This window comes from Kineococcus glutinatus (assembly GCF_039542765.1).
Classification (GTDB): Bacteria; Actinomycetota; Actinomycetes; order Actinomycetales; family Kineococcaceae; genus Kineococcus_A; species Kineococcus_A glutinatus.
Window position 1 is genome coordinate 1 of sequence record NZ_BAABIL010000522.1, and the last position, 1,315, is coordinate 1,315.

Consider the following 1,315-nt stretch of genomic DNA (forward strand, 5'->3'; position numbering starts at 1 on the left):
GGACGCGGGCGGGGTGCACGTCGTCAACAACGGTGCCGCGGCGCTGGTGCTGGCGACCACCGCGCTCGCGCCGGGCCGGCAGGTCGTCGTCAGCCGCGGGGAGATGGTGGAGATCGGCGACGGCTTCCGGCTGCCGGACCTGCTGGTCTCCACCGGCGCGCGGCTGCGCGAGGTGGGGACCACCAACCGCACCGCGCCGGCCGACTACGCCGCGGCGATCGGCCCGGACACCGGCGTGGTGCTGAAGGTCCACCCCTCCAACTTCGTGGTCACCGGCTTCACCGCCGCCGCGGACGTCGCCGACCTGGCGCCGCTGTGCCGCGAGCGCGGGGTGCCGCTCGTGGCGGACATCGGCTCGGGGTTGCTGGCCCCCGACCCGCTGCTGCCCACCGAGCCGGACGCGGCGAGCACCCTGCGCGCCGGCGCCGACCTCGTGACGGGCAGCGGTGACAAGCTGCTCGGGGGGCCGCAGGCCGGGCTGCTGCTGGGCGGCGCCGACCTCGTGGAGCGGCTGCGCCGGCACCCGCTGGCCAGGGCGCTGCGGGTGGACAAGCTGACGCTGGCGGCGCTGGAGGCCACCCTGCGCGGTCCGGCGACCCCCACCCACGAGGCGCTGCACGCCGATCCCGCGGCGCTGCGGGGGCGCAGCGACCGGCTGGCAGCCGCGCTCGTCCCGGCGGGGCTGCCGGCGCGGGCGGCGACGGTGGTGGCGGTGGTCGGCGGTGGTGGCGCGCCGGGCCTGGAGCTGGCCTCGTGGGCGGTGGCGCTGCCGCCGGAGCTGGCGGCGCCGCTGCGGCTGGGGTCCCCACCGGTGGTGGGCCGGGTGGAGCGGGGGGCGCTGCTGCTGGACCTGCGCTGCGTGCCCGCCGACCGCGACGACGACGTGGCCGCGGCGGTGCGCCGCGCCGCGGGGGTGCCCGTGGGCGGGGGCGCCTGAGGTGCACGTCGTCGCCACCGCCGGGCACGTCGACCACGGCAAGTCCACCCTGGTGCGCGCCCTGACCGGCATGGAGCCGGACCGCTGGGAGGAGGAGCGCCGCCGCGGCCTGACCATCGACCTCGGCTACGCGTGGACCGACCTGCCCTCGGGCCGGCGCGTCGCGTTCGTCGACGTGCCCGGCCACGAGCGGTTCGTGCCGACGATGCTCGCGGGCGTGGGCCCGGTGCCGGTGGCGCTGCTGGTGGTGGCCGCCGACGGCGGCTGGATGCCGCAGTCGGCCGAGCACCTGGCGGCCCTGGACGCCCTGGGCGTGCGCCACGGCCTGCTCGTCGTGACCCGCGCCGACCTGGCCGACCCCGGGCCCGCGACCGGGCG

Annotated in this window: 2 protein-coding genes; both read left to right on the forward strand. The window is 79.2% G+C overall.

Features of this window, described 5'->3' with window-relative positions; genetic code table 11:
• The coding region (gene selA, locus ABEB16_RS17480; protein WP_345713498.1) for an L-seryl-tRNA(Sec) selenium transferase at positions 1–937 on the forward strand (937 nt) is incomplete at its 5' end.
• Position 938: 1 nt separating this feature from the next.
• Positions 939–1,315 (forward strand): GTP-binding protein (locus ABEB16_RS17485; protein ID WP_345713499.1); only part of this gene is annotated, 377 nt, incomplete at its 3' end.